Origin of the sequence: Brevibacterium sp. 239c, assembly GCF_900169365.1 — a bacterium.
In the GTDB taxonomy this organism is placed as follows: domain Bacteria; phylum Actinomycetota; class Actinomycetes; order Actinomycetales; family Brevibacteriaceae; genus Brevibacterium.
Map to the genome: position 1 here is coordinate 366677 of NZ_FXZH01000001.1, position 21989 is coordinate 388665.

Annotated in this window: 23 protein-coding genes; 17 read left to right on the forward strand and 6 right to left on the reverse strand. The window is 60.8% G+C overall.

Annotation, left to right across the window (positions count from 1 at the left end):
- Positions 1-48 precede the first annotated feature (48 nt).
- Positions 49-1008: an iron-siderophore ABC transporter substrate-binding protein gene (locus BSP239C_RS01695; RefSeq protein WP_101569865.1), complete on the forward strand. Its 960-nt coding sequence runs from the start codon at positions 49-51 to the stop codon at positions 1006-1008.
- An 8-nt stretch (positions 1009-1016) separates the two neighbouring features.
- On the opposite strand, the gene BSP239C_RS01700 is transcribed toward BSP239C_RS01695, so the two are convergent.
- On the reverse strand, positions 1017-1475 hold the full coding sequence (locus tag BSP239C_RS01700) for an NUDIX hydrolase (RefSeq protein ID WP_101569866.1): 459 nt from the start codon (positions 1473-1475) through the stop codon (positions 1017-1019).
- Between the two features lie 61 nt (positions 1476-1536).
- On the opposite strand from BSP239C_RS01700, the gene BSP239C_RS01705 reads away from it, so the two are divergent.
- From BSP239C_RS01705 to BSP239C_RS01735, 7 genes are all read left to right on the forward strand, one after another.
- Positions 1537-2031, forward strand: coding sequence for an SRPBCC domain-containing protein (locus BSP239C_RS01705; RefSeq protein ID WP_101569867.1), 495 nt, complete (start codon positions 1537-1539; stop codon positions 2029-2031).
- Between the two features lie 31 nt (positions 2032-2062).
- Positions 2063-2851, forward strand: coding sequence for an alpha/beta fold hydrolase (locus tag BSP239C_RS01710; protein ID WP_101569868.1), 789 nt, complete (start codon positions 2063-2065; stop codon positions 2849-2851).
- 168 nt (positions 2852-3019) lie between these two features.
- Positions 3020-3928 carry a sulfurtransferase gene (locus BSP239C_RS01715; protein ID WP_180958879.1) on the forward strand — a complete coding sequence of 303 codons (909 nt, stop codon included), beginning with the start codon at positions 3020-3022 and terminating at the stop codon, positions 3926-3928.
- Positions 3928-4416, forward strand: coding sequence for a SufE family protein (locus tag BSP239C_RS01720; RefSeq protein ID WP_101569869.1), 489 nt, complete (start codon positions 3928-3930; stop codon positions 4414-4416). Before BSP239C_RS01715 ends, BSP239C_RS01720 begins: the two co-directional genes overlap by 1 nt.
- 85 nt (positions 4417-4501) lie before the next feature.
- Entirely contained in the window at positions 4502-5569 is a 1068-nt protein-coding gene (locus BSP239C_RS01725; protein ID WP_180958880.1) for an iron ABC transporter permease, read from the forward strand.
- Positions 5566-6672 (forward strand): iron chelate uptake ABC transporter family permease subunit, encoded by a 1107-nt coding sequence (locus BSP239C_RS01730; protein ID WP_101569870.1) that lies wholly within the window; start codon positions 5566-5568, stop codon positions 6670-6672. Before BSP239C_RS01725 ends, BSP239C_RS01730 begins: the two co-directional genes overlap by 4 nt.
- Positions 6673-6704: 32 nt before the next feature.
- Positions 6705-7529: an ABC transporter ATP-binding protein gene (locus BSP239C_RS01735; protein ID WP_101569921.1), complete on the forward strand. Its 825-nt coding sequence runs from the start codon at positions 6705-6707 to the stop codon at positions 7527-7529.
- A gap of 44 nt (positions 7530-7573) precedes the next feature.
- Here BSP239C_RS01735 and BSP239C_RS01740 read toward each other — a convergent pair whose 3' ends face one another.
- Genes BSP239C_RS01740 through BSP239C_RS01750 form a run of 3 tightly spaced genes read right to left on the reverse strand, consistent with a single transcriptional unit; the run spans position 7574 to position 9465 of the window.
- Positions 7574-8683 (reverse strand): DUF808 domain-containing protein, encoded by a 1110-nt coding sequence (locus BSP239C_RS01740; protein ID WP_101569871.1) that lies wholly within the window; start codon positions 8681-8683, stop codon positions 7574-7576.
- Positions 8684-9004 carry an META domain-containing protein gene (locus tag BSP239C_RS01745; RefSeq protein WP_101569872.1) on the reverse strand — a complete coding sequence of 107 codons (321 nt, stop codon included), beginning with the start codon at positions 9002-9004 and terminating at the stop codon, positions 8684-8686.
- Positions 9001-9465, reverse strand: a complete 465-nt coding sequence (locus tag BSP239C_RS01750) for an META domain-containing protein (protein WP_101569873.1) — start codon at positions 9463-9465, stop codon at positions 9001-9003. Before BSP239C_RS01750 ends, BSP239C_RS01745 begins: the two co-directional genes overlap by 4 nt.
- A gap of 244 nt (positions 9466-9709) precedes the next feature.
- Between BSP239C_RS01750 and BSP239C_RS01755 the strand changes: the two genes are divergently transcribed.
- Both BSP239C_RS01755 and BSP239C_RS01760 read left to right on the forward strand, forming a co-directional pair.
- Positions 9710-11623, forward strand: a complete 1914-nt coding sequence (locus BSP239C_RS01755) for an LPXTG cell wall anchor domain-containing protein (RefSeq protein WP_101569874.1) — start codon at positions 9710-9712, stop codon at positions 11621-11623.
- 269 nt (positions 11624-11892) lie between these two features.
- Positions 11893-14160 (forward strand): LPXTG cell wall anchor domain-containing protein, encoded by a 2268-nt coding sequence (locus BSP239C_RS01760; protein ID WP_101569875.1) that lies wholly within the window; start codon positions 11893-11895, stop codon positions 14158-14160.
- Positions 14161-14260: 100 nt separating this feature from the next.
- On the opposite strand, the gene BSP239C_RS21260 is transcribed toward BSP239C_RS01760, so the two are convergent.
- A complete protein-coding gene (locus tag BSP239C_RS21260) occupies positions 14261-15241 on the reverse strand; it encodes a GNAT family N-acetyltransferase (RefSeq protein WP_308298050.1) in 981 nt (326 codons plus the stop codon).
- Positions 15242-15286: 45 nt separating this feature from the next.
- Here BSP239C_RS21260 and BSP239C_RS01775 point away from each other — a divergent pair, with 45 nt between their 5' ends.
- The 7 genes from BSP239C_RS01775 (at position 15287) to tpx (ending at position 21269) form a co-directional block, all read left to right on the forward strand.
- Entirely contained in the window at positions 15287-15505 is a 219-nt protein-coding gene (locus tag BSP239C_RS01775) for a hypothetical protein (RefSeq protein WP_101569876.1), read from the forward strand.
- A 36-nt stretch (positions 15506-15541) separates the two neighbouring features.
- On the forward strand, positions 15542-16375 hold the full coding sequence (locus tag BSP239C_RS01780) for a thioesterase family protein (protein WP_101569877.1): 834 nt from the start codon (positions 15542-15544) through the stop codon (positions 16373-16375).
- Positions 16376-16467: 92 nt separating this feature from the next.
- On the forward strand, positions 16468-16860 hold the full coding sequence (locus BSP239C_RS01785) for a VOC family protein (protein ID WP_101569878.1): 393 nt from the start codon (positions 16468-16470) through the stop codon (positions 16858-16860).
- Positions 16857-17393 carry a DinB family protein gene (locus tag BSP239C_RS01790; protein WP_101569879.1) on the forward strand — a complete coding sequence of 179 codons (537 nt, stop codon included), beginning with the start codon at positions 16857-16859 and terminating at the stop codon, positions 17391-17393. Before BSP239C_RS01785 ends, BSP239C_RS01790 begins: the two co-directional genes overlap by 4 nt.
- A 70-nt stretch (positions 17394-17463) precedes the next feature.
- Positions 17464-18435 (forward strand): DUF368 domain-containing protein, encoded by a 972-nt coding sequence (locus BSP239C_RS01795; RefSeq protein ID WP_101569880.1) that lies wholly within the window; start codon positions 17464-17466, stop codon positions 18433-18435.
- Between the two features lie 100 nt (positions 18436-18535).
- Positions 18536-20689 (forward strand): 5'-nucleotidase C-terminal domain-containing protein, encoded by a 2154-nt coding sequence (locus tag BSP239C_RS01800; protein ID WP_101569881.1) that lies wholly within the window; start codon positions 18536-18538, stop codon positions 20687-20689.
- Between the two features lie 79 nt (positions 20690-20768).
- Positions 20769-21269 (forward strand): thiol peroxidase, encoded by a 501-nt coding sequence (tpx, locus tag BSP239C_RS01805; protein ID WP_101569882.1) that lies wholly within the window; start codon positions 20769-20771, stop codon positions 21267-21269.
- Positions 21270-21307: 38 nt separating this feature from the next.
- On the opposite strand, the gene BSP239C_RS01810 is transcribed toward tpx, so the two are convergent.
- Positions 21308-21988, reverse strand: a complete 681-nt coding sequence (locus tag BSP239C_RS01810) for a PIG-L deacetylase family protein (protein ID WP_101569883.1) — start codon at positions 21986-21988, stop codon at positions 21308-21310.
- Between the last annotated feature and the right edge of the window lies 1 nt (position 21989).

Below are 21989 nucleotides of genomic sequence, written 5' to 3' on the forward strand. Positions count from 1 at the left end.
TCTCGGATGGGTTAAGCTAGGCTCGCCTAACTCAAAAAGAAGGATCTCATGCGCAGAATTCTCGCCCCCATGCTCGCCTCAGTACTCCTGCTCACTGCCTGTGGTGGCAGCGGCGGTGGGGGAGAAGAGGCCGGCTCCGGTACCAGCATCGACACAAAATTCGGTTCCGTCGAGGTTCCCAAGGACCCGAAGAAGATCGTGGCCCTGGGCTGGGGCGATGCAGAGACCGCACTGGCCCTCGGCGTGCAGCCCGTCGGTGCCTCCGACTGGGTGGAATTCGGCGGCAAGGGTGTTGGTCCCTGGGCCGAAGATCTCTACGACCAGGCTCCGGAGATCATCGACACAATGGAACCCGACTTCGAGAAGATCGCGGCACTCGAGCCCGACCTCATCCTCGACACGAAGAGTTCCGGTGAACAGAAGCGCTACGACCGTCTCTCGGAGATCGCACCAACTGTGGGAGCACCCGAAGGCGGCGACAACTACCTGACGACGATGGACCAGCAGGTCGATCTCATTGCCCAAGCCCTGGGCAAAGAAGACGAGGGCAAAAAGGTGCTCGGCAAACTCGATGAGAAGTTCGAATCCGTGCGTGAGGCCCATCCGGAGTTCGACGGTAAGTCTGTGAGCGTGGCGGCCAAGACCTCGGAAGGCTGGGGAGCCTACGTCGAAGGCTCTGAACGCGTCCAGTTCATGGAACAGCTCGGCTTCAAGCAGTCCGAGAAGGTCGCCGCCCTCAAATCGGAGAACTTCACCGCTGACGTCTCCGAGGAGGAGCTGGAAGTTCTCGACGCGGATCTGCTTGTGGCCTTCCCGATTTACATTCCCGACACCGAGGTCACCAAGGACGCTGCCTTCAAACGCATTCCAGCCGTCGAAGACGGGCACAGTCTGGTGCTGACGGAGGACCTCAACGACGTCCGCCAAGCATTCTCACTCAACTCGGTGCTCTCTGCGACTTATGCCGCGGAGAAGATGCCCGACCTCGTAGCCGACACCCTCAAATAGCCCCACACTCACACTGCGCCACGCCACGCATCAAGACCGATGTCGATGATGCGGGCGTGGCGCACGTCGGCCAGCGAATCGATGGCCAGCCATTCCGCCCGATCCGTCGTGCCATCGATCTCGAGCGTGCCCAGGGTACCGCCCGTGATGCGAGCCTCGTAGACGACCCGCACTCCCTTGAACGGACGCGGAGTCGACCTGCGACGGGAGGCATTGCTGCGATTCTCCGTGAAGGTGTGGGTCGTGAGAGGGCGGACGAGCTCGGCATCGAAGCCCGTCTCCTCTTTGATCTCACGGATCGTTCCGGTGTCGATGCTTTCGTGGAACTCGATCCCACCGCCGGGCAGAGTCCACAGTGCATGGGCCGGTTCACTGCCGCCGTTGAACCAGCTGAGCAGGATTTCCTTATCGTCGTTGACGATCACCGCGTACCCGGCAAGTCGTGTGTCGTAATCGGAGAAGTGCATGGGTTCAGCCTACCTTCGAGTATCTCTTCCCAAGCCGAAACCCGGTGAATAGGCTGATCACATGCCTGAAGCCGCGAAATACCCCAACGAACACATCATCCGCACACGCACCATCGAGGCCCCCGCCCACTCGATCTTCGCAGTGCTGCGTGATCCGACCCGACACCGGGACACCGAACCCACCGACTGGGTGCGCGATGCCGTCGATCCGAAGCCGATCACGGCCACCGGACAGATCTTCTCCATGAATATGCACTTCGATGAGGAGAATGGTGACTACAGGATTGACAACACCGTGACCACGTTCGAACCCGATCACGCGATCGCCTGGGACCCGGGCCAAGCCGATGAGAACGGACAGGTCGACCCCGGCGGCTGGCGGTGGCGTTATGACCTTGAAGAGACAGATACCGGGACAAAGGTGTCACTGACCTATGACTGGTCACGCACAACACGAAAGATACGAGACGAGTTCGGCGGCTTCCCCGTCGTCAGCCCCGACTACCTCGACCGGTCATTGCAGGCCCTGGAAGACACGGTCACCAGCAGCAAATGACCCGGTGAGACGTCCCGGGTAGGCTGATGGCGTGAGAGACATCGCCACCAGACTCATCGGCACCACCGGTGCCCGCATCGTGTTCCTCCACGGTCTCTTCGGCCGCGGCAAGAACTTCACCTCGAACGCCAAGGCCCTCGAGCCCGACTACTCGAGCCTGCTCGTCGACCTGCCCAACCACGGTGATTCGGACTGGACCGAGGACTTCAGCTACGTGGACATGGCCGACTCCATCGCCGCAAAGATCGCCGAGGTGACCGATCCCGATGACCTGCCCGTGCGCCTGGTCGGTCATTCCCTGGGCGGCAAGGTCGCCATGGTCCTGGCGCTGCGTCACCCGCAGCTCATCGACCGCCTCGTCGTCGTGGACATCGCACCCACCGCGGGCGGGTCGCTCGGAGTGTTCGAACACCTGCTCTCAAGCCTGGCCGAACTCGACCTTCACCAGATCGAGTCCCGCACGGCTGCCAACGACGCTCTGCAGGAGAAGATCCCCGAGGACACGATCCGAGGATTTCTGCTGCAGAACCTGCGCACCACCTCGGCCGGATATGCCTGGCAGCCCAATCTGACCCTGCTGCATGAGAGCCTGCCTGAGATCGGTGACTTCCCCGACATGGGGGAGGCCACCTTCGACGGTCCCGTGCTGTGGATCGCCGGCGAGAGATCGGACTACGTCTCCCGTGACGACCTGCCGCTCATGCGCTCCCTCTTCCCGCGCACAATCCTGCTCACTGTCAAAGGCTCGGGCCACTGGGTCCACTCCGAGAAGCCACAGACGTTCATCTCGTCCCTGCAGACATTCTTCGCACGCAGCTGACTCACGAAACCCGCCAGCAGCCTCCCGTCTGACTTGTGAGGCTTTGATCTCACCTGCGACACCCCGAGATCGGTCACTGCTGAAGAGGAATATGCTGGTGGACAGTGGCGTTGAGCCACACAGACGCACCATGAACCACAAGATCACAATCTTCACGAGGAGGAACGAGTGAGCACAGCGATCCCGGCCGATTCCACGGTCAAATTCGCCGAATACGCAGACGGTTCACGCCTGGTCAGCACCGAATGGGTGGCCGAACATGCCGGTGAACCCGGACTGGTCATCGTCGAAAGCGATGAGGACGTCCTCCTCTATGAGGCCGGGCACATCCCCGGCGCGGTGAAGGTCGACTGGCACACCGAACTCAACGACAGGGTGACCCGGGACTATGTTGACGGTGAAGGCTTCGCCGCCCTCATGTCCGCCAAGGGCATCTCACGAGAGGACACGATCGTCTTCTATGGCGACAAATCCAACTGGTGGGCCGCCTACGCCCTGTGGGTCTTCTCGCTGTTCGGACACGAAGATGTCCGCCTCATGGACGGCGGCCGCTCCAAGTGGCAAGCCGAAGAGCGCGAACTGACCACGGTGAAGCCACGCCCGGAGCCAACCGAATACCCGGTCGTCGACCGTGATGATGCCACCCTGCGTGCCTTCCTGCCCGAGGTCAGGGACAGCCTGGGCAAACGTCCCCTCATCGATGTCCGCAGTCCCGAAGAATACAGCGGAGAGCGCACTCATATGCCCGCCTACCCCGAAGAGGGCGCACTGCGCGGAGGACACATCCCCACCGCAGCATCGGTGCCCTGGGCGAAGGCCGCAAACGAAGACGGCACCTTCAGATCGGCCGAGGAGCTCAAGGCCATCTACACCGATGAAGCCGGACTCGGCACCGCCGACGAAGTCATCGCCTACTGCCGCATCGGCGAACGCTCCAGCCACACCTGGTTCGTTCTCCAGCATCTGCTCGGCTACACCAACGTCCGCAACTACGACGGTTCCTGGACCGAGTGGGGCAACGTCGTCGGCGTTCCCATCGTCACCGGCTCAGAAGCCGGCGAGGTGCCGACCAGCTGATGGCTGCCGACACAGACACCCCAGATACCTCGGACCTGCCGGAGAGCCTGGCCGAAATCGTCACTGACTTCGCAGACACCGAATCCGGCGACCGGCTGCAGCTGCTGCTCGAGTTCGCTTCTGAGCTGCCCGAGCTGCCACCGCGCTACACCGATCACCCCGAACTGCTCGAACCGGTGCCCGAATGCCAGTCACCGATCTTCCTCGTCACCGAGGTCGAGAACCCCGAGCAGGGTGACTCGGCAATCGTGAAGCTGCATTTCTCGGCACCTCCCGAGGCGCCGACGACGCGTGGCTTCGCCGGGATTCTTCACGAAGGGCTCAATGACCAGACCGCCGAGGTTGTCCTGTCCATCCCGTCCGACCTGCCCTTGCGTCTGTCGATGACGGATCTGGTGAGCCCGCTGCGGCTGCGCGGGATGAGCGGTATGCTCTCCCGGATCCAGCGGCAGACATCGGAAAGGATCGGCAAGATCACAGATCAGTGACCGGCAAATCGTTTGGATGAGCCGACATTTTCGACTAGATTGTGGTTAGCCTGCCCTTAATTAGTCGATACTAAGGAACCCTCCGATGACCAGTCTCGCCACCACCGCCTCGGCGAAGCACTCTGAGGTCACCGGTCAGAAGGCGAGCCGAGCGCTCAAGGTCAAGAGGACTCTCGGCCTCGTCGTGGCGATTCTGGCTTTGGTGGTCGTGGTGCTGGCTTCACTGGCCATCGGCACCCGCGATATGCCGGTCTCGGAGGTCCTTGGGGCGTTCTTCAAGCCCAGCGGCAGCGACGACCAGCTCGTCGTCCTCGAACTGCGTTTCCCGCGGACCGTGCTCGGAATCCTCGTCGGCATGGGTCTGGGGGTGGCAGGCGGGCTCATTCAGGCACTGACTCGCAACCCCCTGGCCGATCCGGGCATCCTCGGCGTCAATGCCGGAGCCTCCTTCGCGGTGGCCATCGGCATCGGATTCTTCGGAGTCACTTCGATCAACGGCTACATCTGGTTCGCCTTCCTCGGCGCGCTCCTGGCCACGACAGGCGTGTACATCATCGGTTCCTCCGGCCGAAACCACAGTGTGGACCCGATCCGCCTGACCTTGGCCGGAGTCGCGGTCGCCGCTGTGCTGACCGGACTGACCAAAGGCATCCTGCTCACGAACGAACGCGCCTTCGACGCCTTCCGCGCCTGGGACGTCGGCGCCATCGCCGGCCGCGGATTGGACACGGTCTACGCGGTCGCCCCATTCATCATCGGCGGCATCGTCCTCGCACTGTTCTTGGCCCACTCGCTCAACGCGGTGGCACTCGGTGACGATCTGGCTGCCAGCCTCGGCACCTCGGTCAATCGCACCCGCATCATCACCATTCTCGCCGTCACTCTCCTCGCCGGCGGCGCCACCGCTGCTGCCGGGCCCATCGGCTTCATCGGACTCATGATTCCCCATATCGCCCGTTGGATCGTCGGTCCCGACCAGAGATGGATCCTCAGCTACTCCGTCATCCTCTCGCCCATCCTGCTCCTCGTCTCCGATGTGCTCGGACGCGTGGTGATGAAACCGGGTGAACTCCAGGTCGGCGTCGTCACCGCCTTCGTCGGCGCGCCGGTACTCATCGCCCTCGTTCGCAGAAAGAAGGCGAGCGGACTGTGAAGACATCGAACTCACCGATCGGTGACGCCCCTGTGCTCGTTCCAGGACACCGCGTTCTGCCGGGGGAGCGGATCAACTTCGGCCGCCCCATGCTGCGAGCCTTCGGCTTCCGCATCGATCTGCGCGTCGTCGTCATAGCCGGCATCGTCACTCTCCTGGCCCTGGGCTGCGGATTCCTGGGACTGCTGCTCGGCGAATTCTCACTGACCCCCGGCGAAGTCTTCCAGGGGCTGTTCGGCCAGGCCGACAGACGCATCGTCAACACCGTCGTCGCCGAATGGCGGGCACCGCGCATCATCGCCGGAATCGTCCTCGGTGCCGGCCTGGGCATCTCGGGCGCGGTCTTCCAATCACTGACCCGCAACCCGCTGGGCAGCCCCGACATCATCGGCTTCTCCACCGGTGCCTACACCGGCGGCATCGTCACCATCATCGTCTTCGGCTCCAGCTTCATCTCCACCGCCTTCGGCGCGATCATCGGCGGACTCCTCACCGCCATCGTGGTCTACCTCCTGACGTGGAAGGGCGGCGTCCAAGGATTCCGACTCATCATCGTCGGCATCGCACTGACCGCCATGCTCAACGCCTTCAACACCTGGCTGATCATGCGGGCAGATCTCGACCTCGCCATGGCCGCAGCCACTTGGGGTGCTGGCACACTCAACGGCATGGGCTGGTCGACCCTGCTGCCGGCCGCCATCGGCACGGCGCTGTTGGGGCTGGGGTGTGGTCTCTTCTCCCGTGGTCTGGGAACCCTGGAGCTCGGCGATGACACCGCCAAGGCGCTCGGCGTGCGCAATGAACCGGTCCGTGCCGGTCTCATCCTGGTGGCCGTAGCTCTCGTCGCCGTCGTCACCGCCGCCGCAGGACCGATCGCCTTCGTCGCACTTGCCGCCCCGCAGATCGGACGCAGAATCGCGAAATCCCAGGGCACCAGCCTGCTCTCAGCTGCGGCGGTCGGAGCACTTCTGCTCGTCGCTGCCGACCTCATCGCCCAGCATGCCCTGGGCGAGACCCAACTTCCCGTCGGAGTCGTCACCGTGTGCATCGGCGGCATCTACCTGATCTGGCTCCTCATCCAAGAAGCTCGGAAGGCACAATGAGCATCTCATCCGACACGACTGATAAGGCTGTTATGACTGATAAGGCGACCTCGACCCAGGCGCCGCTGGCAGCCCAGAATCTCGACCTCGCCTATGACCATCGCCAAGTCATCGCCGACCTCGACGTCGAGATCGCACCCGGCAAATTCACCGTCATCGTCGGACCCAATGCCTGCGGCAAGTCCACCCTGCTGCGGGCACTGGCACGACTGATGACGCCGGCGAAAGGCACGGTGCTCCTCGACGGTGGAAACATCGCAAAGCTGAAGACGAAGCAGATTGCCAAACGATTGGGGCTGCTCCCGCAGGCATCGATTGCCCCTGACGGCATCACTGTCGGGGAACTCGTGGCCCGCGGACGTCACCCGCACCAGTCGTTCCTCAAACAGTGGACCGATCAGGACGAAGTCGCTGTGCTCTCGGCCCTGCGTGCAACGAACACCGAAGAGCTCTCCGCGCGCCAGGTCGACGAACTCTCCGGAGGCCAGCGGCAACGGGTATGGGTGGCGATGGTCCTGGCGCAGGAGACGCCGTTGATGCTCCTCGATGAGCCCACGACGTTCCTTGACCTTGCCTTCCAGATCGAGCTGCTCGATCTGTTCTCGCAGCTCAACAACGAACACGGGCACACCCTCGTGGCAGTCCTTCATGACCTCAACCAGGCCTGCCGCTACGCCGATGAGATCATCGCGATGAAGAACGGCGCGATCGTCGCCCAGGGAGCACCAGCGGAGATCATCACGACAGAGCTGGTGCATCAGGTTTTCGGCATCGACTGCACCGTCATCGACGACCCCATCACCGGTGCACCCATGATCGTTCCCGGCAAGCCGAAGAAGACCTTCGCCGACCGCTGACTCTCAATGCCAGCAGTATCGAAGACGTGCTGGAGAAATAGGACTCAACTGTCCGAGGCGTCTTTGGCCTGGCCGGGCGCGTAGTTCGGCTTAGGTCCTGCCCCGTGATTGGCAAGTGAGACCGGGTCCGCAATAGACTTCGCTTCGTTTGTCTTCGCATCGTTCGTCTTCGTGTCCCGGACGGAGGGCTCCTTGCCGTCGTTGTGCCCGGACTTCATCAGTGCAGTGATGCCGACGGCGATTCCTGCCACGATGGCTCCCCAAACGGCACCGAGGATGAGCGAGAAGAAGGTGTTGACCAACCAGCCGAGGAATCCGCCAACGACCGGGATCATGGCCACGGGCTCTTCGAGGTGGTGGACGAAGTCGTAGAAGACGTGGAGGCCGAGTTCGTCTGTGCCGACGAGGATGATATGTCCGCCGACCCACAGCATGGCGAAGGTGCCGATGACTGAGAGCCCGCCCAGCAGCTTGGGCATCGCCTTGACGAGGAACCGGCCCGTCTTCTGTGTGCCCGGTTTGTCCTTCTGGGCCATGTTCAGACCGATGTCGTCCATCTTCACGATGAGGCCGACAGCACCGTAGACGCCGACGGTGATCGCCAGAGCTACAAGCAGGAGGATGATGGCTCGGGGGAGTAGAGCTTCGCTTGTCACCTCGTTGAGGGCGATGACCATGATCTCGCAACTGAGCACGAAGTCAGTGGTGATGGCTGAGCGGACGATCTTCTTCTCGGCGTTGGCATCGTCCTTTTTGCCGTGTTTGGATTCCTTCTTCGGCTCTTCGTGGTGTTGGATCCACCCGAACTTCTCAAAGATCTTCTCCGCACCTTCAAAGCACAGGTAGGTACCGCCCACCATCAGAAGCGGAGTCAGCAGCCACGGCAGGAATTCGCTGAGCAGCAGGATGACCGGCAGGATGATGACGACCTTGTTGATCAGCGAGCCGATGGCGATGCGCTGGATGATCGGCAGCTCCCGTTTGGGATCGACCCCTTCGACGAACTTCGGTGTCACTGCCGCGTCGTCGACGACGACGCCTGCGGCCTTGACTCCTGCACGGGATGCGCCCGCGGCAACATCATCGAGGCTGGCCGCCGAGAGCTTGACGAGTGCCGCCACATCGTCGAGGAGAGCAAACAGACCGCCGGCCATTTAATGTCCTTCGTCGGGTTCGATCGAACCGGTGTCCCTGACCAGTTCGCCGAGGTGGTTGCCGCCATGATCGAAGACGGTGAGCAGGTCGCCTTCGGCCTCAACGCGGTGAACGCGCCCCACCCAGGCCTCCATGCCCATGACGGCGCGCTGGGTGGTGGCGAAGGGCTTGATGACCGCTCCTGGGTCTTCCGCACCCCATGTGGTTGCGATTCGGTTTCCACCATCGCTGCCGGTCAACGTTCCATCCTCGTCGAACTGGAGGAACGCGGAGGATCCTTCCTTGGTGCTGACCCACTTACCGTTGATCTGCTGCGTCATTTCTTCTCCTTCTCCAGTCCGCCGACGACCTTGCCGCTGGCATCGGCGACCTTCATGACGTTTCCTTCGATGGTTGCCGATGCGGCCTTGGACAGCCATGGATCCACGCCTGCACAGGCTTTCTGGGTCGAAGTGAAGGAGGTGATGAGGACCTTGTCCCCGTCGACTTCCCACGTCGTCTTGATCGCGTTGCAGCCATCGGATCCCTTCACCTGTCCGTCCTCGGTGAACTCGAGGAACGGATCTCCGGTCTCTGGAGACGTCCACTTCCCGGTGGGGTCGAGCGCATCGGCATCGGCCGAGTCAGTGGGCGAATTGGATTCCGTGGACGCAGAGCTGGTCGGTTCGCTGGGTTCGGAGCCAGTCCCGCACGCGGCGAGGGGCAGTACGAGGCCGAGCACCGCGATTCCCATGACACGACCGAACGCAGCTGGAGGTCTGATTGCAGTGAGGTTGAGCATGCACCGATCATAACGGCCTGCCTTGACAGGTCCATGGAGAACTCCGCAGACAGGGTACAGATTCAGCTTTTGTAAGTTGTGTTCACCAGCAACACGCATTGTGGTTGCTTCGCATCGTTGCCAAACCGTAACCTTTCACGTGGTTGAAAGACTGTTCTCAGAAACGTCCTCACGATTCTTCAGGTGCGGGACGAAGAGAGCACAGGCAGACACAACATGAATCCGATCAAGGGAACCCAAGAGTATGCAGAAGAAACTCGTTCAGAGTTCGCTGGCACTGACCGCCGCAGCGGCGCTCGGTCTCGGCAGTGCGTTCGTCGCATCCCCTGCCATGGCGTCCGACGCCCCGCAGAAGCTGGATGTGCAGAGCGACGCACAGGTGCAGAAGGCACTATCCGACATCGAAGGCGTCAACGCCTACGGTTCTGAGGACGGAAAGCTCAACCTCGGTGTTGAGAAGAAGACCGACGAGATCAAAGATCTCGAAAAGAAGTTCGACAACGTCAAGGTCACGACCGGCGTTCAGGAACTCGAACCTTACGCAAAGAACGATCTCGTCGGCGGAGCCGGCTACCTGCTCAAGGCCGGCGAGGCCGGCGGAGCATGCTCGACCGGTTTCTCCGGTTGGGACGGCGATGGCAACCCGATCGTCCTCACCGCTGGTCACTGCGCCCAGATCATCAACGAAGAGACCAACGAGTTCGACGGCAAGACCACGGTCAATGAGACCGAGCAGCCTTCGAGCGCTCCTGCGAACGGCGGCGAAGGCTTCAAGCAGTCCGGCAACGGAGTCATCGGCAAGTGGGGCTTCACCAACTTCGGCGGTGACCTCCTCAAGGGTGACGACGAGAAGAAGTGGCCAGAGCCTAGCGAATCCGACATCGACTTCGCTGTCATCAATGTCGACAAGGACAAGTACCAGGCCAAGAGCGGTGTCACCGACTGGAAGAGCGCTGACTCCGAGGACCTGTCGAAGTCCACATCCGACATCGCCAAGGTCGGAGCTCACAAAGACAGCTCCATCGAGAAGTCCGGCCGCACGACCGGCCTGACGGAAGGCGAAGTTCTGCCCCGCAAGGACTACGACTTCGATTACCAGAACGTCGGCGGACGTTGGGTTCACGGATTCGGTGTCACCGCACCGATCGACAAGCCCTTCTCTCAGCCGGGCGACTCCGGTGGCGGAGTGTTCCAGGGCGACACCGCAGTCGGTGTCATCTCCGGTGGCGGAGACCTCGACCCCACCACCTCGTTCACTTGGGTTGCTGACCTCGATCACTCCCTGGAGGAGTCCGACACCGACTTCCATGTCGAAAAGCCGAGCGAAGAGCCCCCTGAGGCACCTGCCGCTCCCAAGGCCGAAGACCAGACCATTGAGCCCAAGGGTGATGTGACAGGTAAGGCTAAGGCTGGCGCCGAAGTTGAGGTCAAGTGGGAAGCAGCCAAGGGTACCCAGGCAGCTGAAGACGGATCCGAGAAGGTCAAGGCCGACAAGGATGGAAACTTCGAGATCGAAGGGCCCACGGCTGAAGGTACATACGCTTTCTCAGCTACCGCGACTGTCGATGGTCAGGAATCTAAGACCACCGAGTTCGAGGTGACTGTAGAGGAAGACGAGTCCGAGACTCCTGCACCAGTCGAGCGTGAGATCAACGTTGACCCCAAAGAGATCGTCGCTTCTGACTTTGTGAAGGAAGACAAGGGCGTGACCGTGACGGTCAAGGGCTTCGACGAGGGCGAGAAGGTGACTCTTAAGGTCGCCTCCGGTCCTGAGAATGTCGAAGGCATCACCCTCGACGAGACCGCGAACGAGAACGGTGCTGCTGCCTTCTCGATCTACGGCACGAGCGAGACCGATCCTTCGGTCTACCTCGGCAAGTACGACGTAGATGTCACCGGTGCCAACGACACGGATGATGAGAAGGCTCTTGCCGGTTCGTTCAACGTTGTTGCAGACGAAGACGGCAACGGCGGCGGCGGAAGCGATGACGGCGACAATGGCAACAAGGACGACGGCGATGACGGTGACGGTGGAGATGGCGGATCCGATCTGCCTCGCACCGGTGCTGAACTGACCGGCCTTGCTGCCGGTGCTGGACTCCTCGTTGTCGGTGGAGCCGCAGTTGCTCTGACCATGCGTCGGAACAAGAAGAACTGAATTGACTCACACGATCAGCAGATGATCGTCTGAGAGCTCACGCGAGTGCCCCTGGTCTTCGGACCAGGGGCACTCTGTGTTTGTGTGGGTACAACGGGTGTGTCGAAAGCGATAGGAAATCATTTTGGCAACGCCTGTTGTTTCGTTCATTTAGTTCACAGCTTGAGGGGTACTTTCTTGGTAGTCGCTGTATGCAGCCCGTAACCTTACCGTGACCAAGGTCATCAACTTGTGATGTTGCAAGCTCCTGATAAGAGAAACGGAAATTTATGCAGAAGAAACTCGTGCAGAGTTCGCTGGCACTGACCGCCGCTGCGGCACTCGGATTGGGCGGCGCGTTCGTCGCAGGCCCAGCTGCAGCCGGCCCTCAGCAAGTCCTGACTGAGCAGCAGGCTGTGAAGGCTGCCAAGAACGTTGACGTCGTCAACGCCTTTGGCTTCGATGAGAAGACTAAGACTCTCCACCTCGGTGTTGAGGGAGAGGCTGACGTTAATTCGAAGGAGATCAAGGATCTCAAGAAGAAGTACGGCGCTGAAAGCGTCGAAGTAGTCTCCGGAATGAAAGCCGCCGAGCCTTACGCGAAGAATGACGCAGTTGGCGGCATGGGCTACCTGTCTGAAATTCCCAGCCAGCCAGGCTTCCTGGGCGCGTGCTCGACTGGATTTGCCGGTTGGGACGCAGACGGCAAGAAGCTCGTCCTTACTGCGGGACACTGTGCAGAGGACGACGCTCCAGGCAATCTTGTCACCCCACTGGACTCTGAACTGCCTTCAACAGCCCCCGCAGTCACCGGGGACTACGAGGAGGGCGGATACGATCTTCAGAACATCGGACCGTTGGGCGAATGGGGCTTCAACAAATTCGGGAGCGTCGCGACTGACCCGGATAACCCTGACGAGGCGAACGAAGACGACATCGACTTTGCTGTCATCAACGTCGGTGATAAATACAATGTCAAGCCTGAGATTACTGATTGGCAGTCCGCTTCGACCAATGACCTTTCAGGGTCAACGACTCAAATCACAGAGGTCGGTGCTCACACTTCCGGAGCAGTCCAAAAGTCGGGACGCACCACTGGTCTGACGAGTGGTGAAGTTGCCGCTGACGAGCTATGGCCTTTTGACTATCAGACCGTTGGTGACCGCTGGGTTCATGGCTTTGGTGTGACCTCAGCAGTCGGAAACGACTTCTCTATGCCTGGTGACTCCGGAGGTGGAGTGTTCCAGGGCAATACGGCTGTGGGAGTCATTTCGGGTGGCGTCCCTGACCCCGTTACCGTCGGTGGCGAGACCTTCATGTGGGGCTGGGTTGCTGACCTTGACTACTCGCTGGAGCAGTCCGGAATCGACTTCCAGCTGACTGATCCGAACGAAGAGCCTCCAGGCGACGACGATGCAAATGCTGACGCTGGTGCCGACGCGAAGGACGCTGGCTCAGACGCTGGTGCCGACGCGAAGGACGCTGACTCAGATGCTGGTGCCGACGGCAAAGACGCTGACGCATCAGCTGCAGCTGACGCAGACGCCAAGGACGCAGAGGCTGACGCTGGGGCCGACGGCAAGGACGCAAACGCCGACTCCGATGCTCCGGAAGCACCTGAAGCGCCAGTCGTCGACGACCAGAAGGTTGACGAAGGCGGCCAGATCACCGGCAAGACCGAAGCCAACGCCAAGGTGAAGCTAGGTTGGAAGCCTGTCGCCGCCAACGGCGAACAGTCGTCGAACCAGGCTCAGGCTGCAGCAGAAGGCACTGTGACTGTCACGGCTGACGCCGACGGAAACTTCACCGCTGAAGCTCCTTCAGAAGCTGGCGAGTACGCATACACTGCTACCGCGACCACTGATGCCGGAACTTCGGACCCAACTGAGTTCACCGTGACCGTGGAAGCTGCCGCTGAAGAAGCAGACGCCGATACTGACGGTGCAACCGCTGATGCGGATTCGGGTGCAGAATCTGATGCAGGCGCCGACTCGGACGCTGGTGCAGCTGCAGACGCTAAGAATGCAGAATCCAACTCTGATTCCGACGGATCGAAGGACGGCGAGGCTCCGGCCGAGCGCAAGATCTCCATCGAGCCTAAGGAAGTTGCGGCTTCTGACTTCGTGAAGAAGGACAAGGGCGTGCAGATCACGGTCGAGGGCTTCGAAGAGGGCGAAAACGTCTCTCTCGAGGTAGTCGCCGGTCCGGAAAATGTTGAGGGCATCACCCTCGACGAGACCGCGAACGAAAACGGCGTCGCCGCTTTCTCGATCTACGGAACCAACGCAACTGATCCTTCGGCCTATCTGGGCAAGTACGACGTGCAGGTGACCGGAGCCAACGACACGGATGATGAAAAGGCACTTGCCGGCTCGTTCACCGTAGTTGCCGATGAAGATGGCAACGGCGGCGGAAGCGATGACGGTGACGGTGGTGACGGTGGATCCGATCTGCCTCGCACCGGTGCTGAACTGACCGGCCTTGCTGCCGGTGCTGGACTCCTCGTTGTCGGTGGAGCCGCAGTAGTCCTGACCATGCGTCGGAACAAGAAGAACTGAACATAGCTCACCCGATCAGCCAATGATCGTTTGAGGGTTCACACAAGAACACCCCTGGTCTTCGGACCAGGGGTGTTCTTCTTATAGCCACAGCTTCAGGTCACAACTTCACAAATCCGCGGACGTCTGACCTGCCGGCCGCGGATGCTTCGGCGAATCCCAAGGAATCGTAGAACGCCGTCTGTCCGGGATCGGTATCCGTGAGCAGGACCTTCTGCCGGACTGCCCCAAACGGAGCGAGGACACGGGTGACGAGTTGCCGACCGACACCTCGGCGATGGTGGTTAGGGTGGACGAGCACATCCTGTAGGTAGACGATCGAAGCGAAATCACTGACGACGCGCGCCAAGCCGATTAGCTCGCCATTAAGCCGAGCGGAAACGACATGAGCCGAGGACAGCACGCTCGAGCGCAGGGTGACCGGGTTCTGTGTGTATGCCGTCCAGCCCACCGAACGATATAGATCGACAAGTTCTGTGGCCTCAGATACAGAGTTCGACGTGAATTCGACGTCTTCCTCGACATGGGGAGTGAACATTGGGAGATCGTGCCAATGGACATCGACCGATGACCCAGACTCCCATTCCTCGCGCAGAATGGCGTAGGCGACCGAGTCTCTGGGAGCCTGACCTCGTACGGGCCAGGCTCGTCGATAGTGTGCTTCCTTCGACCAGCCCGCCCGAACGAAGGTGGACCGCATAGCAATGTTGTCATCGCGAGTATGACCTTCGAACCGATCGACGTTCAGGGTCGTGAATACATGATCCGTGACAGCGCGCAGACACGCGATGCCAAGACCTCGTCCGCGAAACTCCTTGCCCAAACGCAGATCGAACATGGGTGTGTCATCGGTAAGATCTTCCAGGCGGACATAGCCAATGACGCCCAAGGTGTCATGGCGAAGCCAGAATGCTTCATTCTCTTGATTGCGAAGAACGCCAGAACCGATGACTTCCACTGCCTTAGCAACAGTCCAAGGCTCGGCGTGAACGTGGAACGGGAAGTCGTTGCTGGTGAAGAATTCGATGAGGCCGGAACGATCGGCACCGTTGGGATCGAGGCGTGACAGGGATATGCTCATGGTCACCAGGCTAACCGGATAGATGAGGGCAGAGGAGTGTTGGCAGTGGGCCTCGAAGGCGATCCGTTCGACTACCGCATCACGAAATCCGGAATGCTCGTCATTACCCGCAGCGGTCGAACTGTGATGGAGCTCGGTGGCAAGAAGGCGTCTGCTTTGATTCCAAAGCTCGGCGTCAGCAATGATTCCGACCAGCAGCTGCTTGCTCGGGCCACCGGCAACTACCGCCGCGGCAACGAACGGCACGTCAACCGACATCACTGACCGGACGTTTGTTCAGTTCTTGATAATGTGAGTCACATGAGCCAAACGAATGTGAACGAAACGCGACTCAGTGAATTCGCCTCCGCCATCGCTGTCGAACGTCAGTCCGAGACCAGCTTCAGCGCTGAACTCGACGGGGAGTGGAGTGTAGCCGGAGCAGTCAACGGGGGATATCTCCTCAGCATTGCCGCTCAGGCTCTGCGCAGCAACAGTCCGAACTCTCCCGACCCTTTGGTGCTCTCCACCTACTATCTGGGCCCCAGCCGGGGAGGCCGAGCCGACATCACCACACGCCTGATCCACGAAGGCCGATCCAGTGCCACCTTCGCCGTGGATATGGCGCAGAACAATGCACCTAAGATCACCGCATTAGCGACAATGGGCAGTCTGGGCAGTCTGCCCGACGATGTAGAAACGACTGCGGTCCCACCAGAGCTGCCGGACCCGGAACAGTGCATCAGCATCGCCGAGGCGCCCGGAGACTTCGTCGAATCCGCTCCCTTGGTCAAACGCTACGATATGAGGCTCGATCCCGAGACCGCTGGCTTCGCAGTTGGTCGACCCAGCGGACGCGGTCTGCTGCAGGGGTGGATCCGTCTGGCCGACGGGACGGAGCCGGATGCATTGTCGCTCTTGGCATTTCTAGACGCATTCCCACCTGTCATGTTCGACCTGGGCCGCTTCAACTGGGCCCCGACCATGGAGCTGACAGCTCACCTGCGCTCGGTGCCAGCCCCAGGCTGGATCAAGGCAAAGCTGTACACGCGCAATATCGCCGGTGGCATGTTCGAAGAAGACTGCGAACTCTGGGACTCCGCCGGGCGGCTGGTCGCTCAGTCCCGGCAACTGGCCAGGCAGCCACGCAGCTGAAGCCCGAATTGTGTCAGGGAACCCACACCGCGTCATAGCCTGCGTCTAGAGTGTGAGGTCAAACAGACCTCATCACGAAAGGACCACCAACCATGGCGTCCCTGTCCTCGCTGAGCATCACATTCGACTGCCTCGATGTTGAAACCCAATCGGTCTTCTGGGCTGAACTCCTCAACGCAGATCTCGACGATGGGGCGGACGAATTCGTCGCGAGCATCGGCGGAGTCCACAACGGGGAATCAACAACCCCAGGCATGCTCTTCCTGCAGGTCGACGAACGTGGGGAAGGCAAGAACCCACTGCACATCGATCTCGATGACCCGAACTATCCGGCCGATGTCGACCGTGCGGTGGCGTTGGGGGCCGAGAAGGTCGCATCCTTTACCGAGTTCGGCATCGAATGGACGACGTTGAGGGACCCCGAAGGCAATGTCTTCGACATCGGCCGGAAAACACCCACAGAGGAAAGCGAGCGTTTGACATGAGCCTCCCACCAGACGAGTCAGCCGAACTGGCCGAGCCAACCGAAGCACCGGGCGAACGTCAGGGAGTGGAGGAGTTCCTTGACTACTACCGCGAGGTGATGCGCAGAAAAGTCAGCGGACTCGACCAAGCTGCACTGAGCCGAAGCGTCGCTGCATCGACGCTGACCCTGGGCGGAATCATCAAACACCTCAGCCTGGTCGAAGAGTCTTGGTTCGTCGAGGACATCTTGGGCCAGGAGCTATCAGATCCTTGGGCAGCCATCGACTGGGAGACCGATCGCGATTGGGATTTCGAGAGTGCGGCAAACGACTCGCCCGAGTATCTCCTCACCCTTCACGCCAAGGCATGTGAGCGCTCAAGACAGATTCTTGCCGACATCGACGACCTGGACACCCTTGTCGCACGTGAACCCTCCTCAGGCGATCGATTCAACGTGCGATGGGTCCTCATCCACATGATCGAGGAGTACGCCCGACACGTCGGCCACGCCGACCTCATCCGCGAAAGCATCGACGGAGCAACCGGCGACTAGGAGGCCAACCCCGAGACAGCGGTACCCTTCTGCTCATGTCCGCACCGGTGTCTCGTAAGGTGAAGACACTATGACGAATTCCAACTCAGAGGCGACCGCCGATGGCGCAGCCTCCCGCTCCAAAACGCTGATTCCCCTTGACCTGCTGCGCGGCTTCCTAATCGGGTCTGCCGAGCTCGTCCCCGGTGTCTCCGGTGGAACGATCGCACTCGTGACCGGCGTCTACGACCAGCTCATCGACTCCGCCGCGCATGTCGTCAAGGCTGCTAAGACGGTGATCACCGGCCCCGATCGGTGGAAGGGTGCCGTTGCCGAACTGCGCCGCACTGACTGGTTCCTCGTCATCCCGGTGCTTCTGGGAATGGCGACAGCGGTCTTCAGCATCGCCGGCGTGATGGAAGCCTTCGTCACCGCCAACCCGGAACTCGCCCGGGGACTGTTCTTCGGCCTCGTCGCGGCCAGCATCGCTGTCCCGCTGCGCATGCTGCCCGCGCGCACCGGCCAACCAGTGCTGCTCGGCGCCGTAGTCTTCCTCGCCGCCGCCGCACTCGCCTTCTGGATGACGAGCCTGGCTGGCGGATCCGACGTCTCGAACCCGCCCCTCATCGCAGTTTTCTTCGTCGCCTCCATCGCCATCTGTGCCCTTGTCGTTCCTGGAGTCTCTGGATCGTTCTTTCTCCTCGCAGTCGGCCTCTACGCCACCACGCTGAGAGCGGTTAATGACCGTGACCTCGTCTACATCGGCGTGTTCGGGCTCGGCGCGCTCCTCGGCCTGGCAGTGTTCGTCAATATCCTGCGCTACCTACTTCACAACTACCGGTGGTGGACACTGGTGGCGATGGCAGGGCTGATGCTCGGGTCTCTGCGTGCCCTGTGGCCGTGGCAATCGGCTGGCGACGCCGGTGGTCTGCTCGCTCCTATCGACCCGGTGTGGCTGCCGATCCTCCTCGCCGTCATCGGCGCAGCAATCGTCGTTGTTCTCATCATCATCGAGTCCGCGTTCGCATCGAAGACTGTGAAGGACAGCCTCGGCGAGCAATAGAGCCAACATAGTTTGTGCATATTTTGCTCAGGAGTTGCTCAGAATTGTTGTATTTCGGATTAGAGTAGGAGATCTGTATCACAACGATATCTGGAGACTTATGCGCTTGCGTACCCTTGCCTCGTCCACACTGGCTCTGACGCTCATCGTTGCAGGACCAGCAGCCGCCTCGGCGACGGGACTGGGCAGCGGGCCACCAGAGGATGACAAGGCGGCAGGCACGGGTGTACTCACCCTGTTGGCGACAACCGACGTCCACGGACACGTCCTCAACTGGGACTACTTCGCCAATGCGCCCTACCCTGACGGGGAAGAGCTGGGCATGTCGCGAGCCTCCACTCTGATCAACGAAGTCAAAGAGGCCAAAGGTGAGGATTCTGTGCTCCTTGTCGACAACGGCGACACGATCCAGGGCACCCCGCTGACCTATTACTACGCGCAACAGGAACGCATCACCGAGACCGGTGAGATGCACCCGATGGCCAAGACGTACAACCACGTCGGCTACGATGCGCAGGTCGTGGGCAACCACGAATTCAACTACGGTCTCGACCTGCTCGCCAAATACAAGGAACAAGTCGACTTCCCCCTCCTCGGCGCGAACGTCATCAATGACGATGACGGTCAGACCCACCTTGATCCCTACACCCTCGTGAAGAAGAACGTCTCCGGGCAGGAGATCACCATCGGCGTGCTGGGCGTGACGACCCCCGGCAGTCGCATCTGGGACAAGAACAACCTCTCAGGTAAGGTCCACCTCGATGACCCGGTGGAGACTGCGAAGGAATACGTCCCGAAGATGAAAGACGCCGGTGCAGATATCGTCGTCGTCCTCTCCCACTCAGGCAAGGATCCCGAAGGCCAGTCCTGGGACCCAACTAAGCTGCAGGAGAACGTCAGCACCTCGGTCGCGAAGGTCCCCGGGGTCGACGTGCTCGTCGCCGGGCACACCCATCTGAACGAGCCCAGCCAAGTCGTGTCCCGCGAAGACGGGACGAAGGCCCTCATCACTCAGCCCAACTACTGGGCGCGGTCGGTCTCCGATGTGGATCTGCCTATCGACCTCGAGGACATGGGCATCGACTGGGGGACTGTCGACCCCGAAGCCACACCTCTGGCCACTCAGGGCGACGTCGCCGAGGATCCCGAGATCAAAGACATCATCGACTCTCAGCACAAGAAGACCGTGGACTACGTCAACACGAAGATCGGCTCCGTGACCGAGACCATGAGCGCTTCGAACTCGTACTATGAGGACACCCCGATCCTCGACTTCATTTCAAAGGTGCAGTCCGAGACGGTGGAAACCGCATTGGCTGACACGAAGTACAAGGACGTTCCCGTCATCTCGCAAGCTTCACCATTCAGTCGTACGGCCGAATTCCCCGCCGGTGACATCACCATCCGCGACGTCGCAGGACTCTACGTCTTCGACAACACCCTCGGCGGCGTCGAGATCAACGGTTCACAGCTGAAGGACTACCTCGAGTTCTCCGCTCGTTACTTCAAGCAGACGGAAGAAGGGGCAGACTTCGACCCGGTCAATGGAACCAACGCCATCGACGAAGGCCTGGATCGCCCGATTCCCGACTACAACTACGACGCGCTCTCAGGCATCGACTACGACATCAACGTATCCAAACCAGTCGGCAAGCGAATCGAGAACCTCACCGACAAAGAGGGGAAGACTGTCAGTGATGATGACACATTCATCCTCGCGATCAACAACTACCGTCAGTCCGGGGGTGGTGACTACCCGGTCGGTGACCTGAAGGAGGTCTACAACGAACAGGTCGAGGTCCGCCAGAGCCTCATCGACTGGGTCAAAGACAACAAGGTCGTCGACCCTACGGCCTTCTACGACGAGAACTGGAAGGTCGTCACGACCACGCAGGAACCCGGCGACGATGACGAGAATTCGTCGAACGCCCAGGCAGAGGCTGAAGCTGACGGGACGGCCGACGGTGGCAACGCGGGCGCCGTGGATGGCACTGACAAGGGCAACGGCGACGATGGCGCGGCTGGTGCCAAGGATGACTCCGATGCCAACGACGAGGCTGCTGCGAACGCATCGGCTGCGGCCAAGGGTTCGGACTCTTCCACCAGCAGCTCCTCCAACGGCAGCGGGGACGCGAACGCCGGCGGTGACCTGCCACGCACCGGTGCAGAACTTGCCACGACGCTCGGGATCGCGGCAGTCATCATCGCACTCGGTTCAGGATTGGTCTTCATCGCCCGCCGACGTCGGATCTGAACGACCGATTCCCGTGTCCGTCCTCTCACGTAGGGTGGTAACTGACAGCAGTGATCACGACAGAAAGTGAGAGTGAAACATGGCGAAGACAGCATTCCAGGGCACACCGGTCAAGACCGTAGGTGACCTCCCGGAAAAGGGTGCACAGGCACCAGCATTCAGCCTTGTGGGCAACGACCTCGGTGAAGTGAGCTCGGCCGACACAGCTGGTAAGCGAGTTGTGCTCAACATCTTCCCCAGCGTGGACACCGGAGTCTGTGCCGCCTCGGTGCGCAAGTTCAACGAACTCGCCGCGAGCCTGGACAACACCACAGTCCTCTGTGTGTCCAACGACCTGCCCTTTGCTCAGGCCCGCTTCTGCGGCGCGGAAGGCATCGAGAACGTTGTGGCCGCATCAGGTTTCCGCAGCGCCTTCGGCAAGGAGTTCGGTATGACGATGGTCGACGGCCCCCTGGCCGGACTGTTGGCTCGCTCCGTCGTCGTCCTTGACGAAAAGGGCACCGTCATCCACAAGCAGTTGGTCGACGAGATCGGGACCGAACCGGATTACGACTCGGCGGTTGCGGCACTCGGCGCCTGAGCGCCTCGGAGCCGGTCACCGCTCAGTCGTGCCGGGTCCTACATGTCGAATACCTGCACGGGCAGCGCGTACTTCACGCCTGCCCGTGTTCCGCCTTCCGAGGTGATTCCCGGGATCATGTCCGCAGGTGCAGGATGGTCGGGCAGCGCCTCAAGATAGACGGTATGAGCCTGCAACGAGCGCACGGCTCTATCGACATGATCATCGTCGAGGGGCACGGCATGTGTGGCGTCGGCACCGTTGACCAACAGTTTGTCGGCCTTCCATGCGTTGAGACCCTCATCCTTGAGGTCGGTGAAGACCCATGGATTGTCGGCATCTCTGATCGCATCGACTGTCGCGATGCCGGCGGCACGATGGTCGACATGGTTAAGTCCCCATGGCATGTTGAGCTCCCAGTTCGTCACCATCACGGCATCAGGTTTGAATTGGCGGAGCTTCCTCGCGATCGCATGCCGCAGTTCAAGACTCGGCTCAAGAAGTCCGTCAGGGAAATCGAGGATCTCAAGGTCATCCACTCCGACGATCGTGCACGCCTGACGTTGTTCTTCTGCGCGTAGGGGAGCGACTTTCTCGGGGGCCATCCCCTGCGTGTCAGGGTGAGTTGAGTCCACCGGTTCATAGCAAGTCCGCCTTCGCAGGGCGAGTTCAGGAACAACCACCATGAGTATCTCGACTCTGTCCACACCGTCAGCACCGATCGGGAATGATGGAGACATG

What these genes read in the sequence shown, in the direction of transcription:
- BSP239C_RS01785 (WP_101569878.1), top strand. Translation starts at nt 16,468, where the DNA reads ATGGCGTCCCTGTCCTCGCTGAGCATCACATTCGACTGCCTCGATGTT.
- BSP239C_RS01705 (WP_101569867.1), top strand. Translation starts at nt 1,537, where the DNA reads ATGCCTGAAGCCGCGAAATACCCCAACGAACACATCATCCGCACACGC.
- BSP239C_RS01695 (WP_101569865.1), top strand. Translation starts at nt 49, where the DNA reads ATGCGCAGAATTCTCGCCCCCATGCTCGCCTCAGTACTCCTGCTCACT.
- BSP239C_RS01720 (WP_101569869.1), top strand. Translation starts at nt 3,928, where the DNA reads ATGGCTGCCGACACAGACACCCCAGATACCTCGGACCTGCCGGAGAGC.
- BSP239C_RS01760 (WP_101569875.1), top strand. Translation starts at nt 11,893, where the DNA reads ATGCAGAAGAAACTCGTGCAGAGTTCGCTGGCACTGACCGCCGCTGCG.
- BSP239C_RS01795 (WP_101569880.1), top strand. Translation starts at nt 17,464, where the DNA reads ATGACGAATTCCAACTCAGAGGCGACCGCCGATGGCGCAGCCTCCCGC.
- BSP239C_RS01745 (WP_101569872.1), bottom strand. Translation starts at nt 9,004, where the DNA reads ATGACGCAGCAGATCAACGGTAAGTGGGTCAGCACCAAGGAAGGATCC.
- BSP239C_RS01740 (WP_101569871.1), bottom strand. Translation starts at nt 8,683, where the DNA reads ATGGCCGGCGGTCTGTTTGCTCTCCTCGACGATGTGGCGGCACTCGTC.
- tpx (WP_101569882.1), top strand. Translation starts at nt 20,769, where the DNA reads ATGGCGAAGACAGCATTCCAGGGCACACCGGTCAAGACCGTAGGTGAC.
- BSP239C_RS01700 (WP_101569866.1), bottom strand. Translation starts at nt 1,475, where the DNA reads ATGCACTTCTCCGATTACGACACACGACTTGCCGGGTACGCGGTGATC.
- BSP239C_RS01755 (WP_101569874.1), top strand. Translation starts at nt 9,710, where the DNA reads ATGCAGAAGAAACTCGTTCAGAGTTCGCTGGCACTGACCGCCGCAGCG.
- BSP239C_RS01725 (WP_180958880.1), top strand. Translation starts at nt 4,502, where the DNA reads ATGACCAGTCTCGCCACCACCGCCTCGGCGAAGCACTCTGAGGTCACC.
- BSP239C_RS01800 (WP_101569881.1), top strand. Translation starts at nt 18,536, where the DNA reads ATGCGCTTGCGTACCCTTGCCTCGTCCACACTGGCTCTGACGCTCATC.
- BSP239C_RS01735 (WP_101569921.1), top strand. Translation starts at nt 6,705, where the DNA reads ATGACTGATAAGGCGACCTCGACCCAGGCGCCGCTGGCAGCCCAGAAT.
- BSP239C_RS01780 (WP_101569877.1), top strand. Translation starts at nt 15,542, where the DNA reads ATGAGCCAAACGAATGTGAACGAAACGCGACTCAGTGAATTCGCCTCC.
- BSP239C_RS01790 (WP_101569879.1), top strand. Translation starts at nt 16,857, where the DNA reads ATGAGCCTCCCACCAGACGAGTCAGCCGAACTGGCCGAGCCAACCGAA.
- BSP239C_RS01750 (WP_101569873.1), bottom strand. Translation starts at nt 9,465, where the DNA reads ATGCTCAACCTCACTGCAATCAGACCTCCAGCTGCGTTCGGTCGTGTC.
- BSP239C_RS21260 (WP_308298050.1), bottom strand. Translation starts at nt 15,241, where the DNA reads ATGAGCATATCCCTGTCACGCCTCGATCCCAACGGTGCCGATCGTTCC.
- BSP239C_RS01810 (WP_101569883.1), bottom strand. Translation starts at nt 21,988, where the DNA reads ATGTCTCCATCATTCCCGATCGGTGCTGACGGTGTGGACAGAGTCGAG.